Origin of the sequence: Streptomyces sp. S3(2020) (assembly GCF_013044505.1) — a bacterium.
Taxonomy (GTDB): domain Bacteria; phylum Actinomycetota; class Actinomycetes; order Streptomycetales; family Streptomycetaceae; genus Streptomyces.
Map to the genome: position 1 here is coordinate 1 of NZ_JABERD010000555.1, position 746 is coordinate 746.

Genomic DNA, 746 nt, shown 5'->3' on the forward strand with positions numbered 1-746 from the left:
GCGCGGCCGCGGCCCTGTGGCCCGGTGCGGTGGGGGCGGTCGCGGCGATCGCGTTCGGGATCAACTTCCTCGGTACGTGGACGGTTTCGGCGTTCGCGTTCGTCGCGGGGCTCGGCACGGTGCTGCTGGTGTACGCGATGTCGCGGTCCGGGGGGCGTACGGAGGTCGTGACGCTGATCCTCACCGGGATCGCGGTGAACGCGTTCGCGGGGGCGCTGATCGGGCTGTTCCTGTTCTTCGCGGACACCGCGGCCGTCAACCAGATCGCGTTCTGGCAGCTGGGTTCGCTGGCGCAGGCGACGTGGCCGAAGGTGCTGGCCGTCCTGCCGTGTGCGGTGCTGGGGCTGGCGGTGGCGCCCTTGTACGCGCGGCGGCTGGATCTGCTGTCCCTCGGGGAGCGGCCGGCCCGGCATCTGGGGGTGGATGTGGAGCGGTTGCGGCTCGTGCTGGTGCTGGTGATCGCGATGCTGACGGCCGCGGCGGTGAGTGTGTCCGGGATCATCAGCTTTGTGGGGCTGGTGGTGCCGCATCTGCTGCGGATGGTGGCGGGGCCGGGGCATCGGTTCCTGGTGCCGGGGAGTGCGTTGCTGGGTGCGCTGGTGCTGTTGGCGGCGGATCTGACCGCGCGGACCGTCGCGGCGCCGGCGGAGTTGCCGTTGGGTGTGCTGACGGCTCTGCTGGGCAGCCCGTTCTTCTTCTGGCTGCTGCGGCGGACTCGGCGTAAGCAAGGGGGGTGGGCGTAGGGG

At 71.4% G+C, this 746-nt stretch carries 1 protein-coding gene; it reads left to right on the forward strand.

The features are described from left to right. Positions 1 to 743: iron ABC transporter permease (locus tag HLK59_RS50300; RefSeq protein WP_171148367.1), on the forward strand; the 743-nt coding region annotated here is incomplete at its 5' end. Positions 744 to 746: the final 3 nt, after the last annotated feature.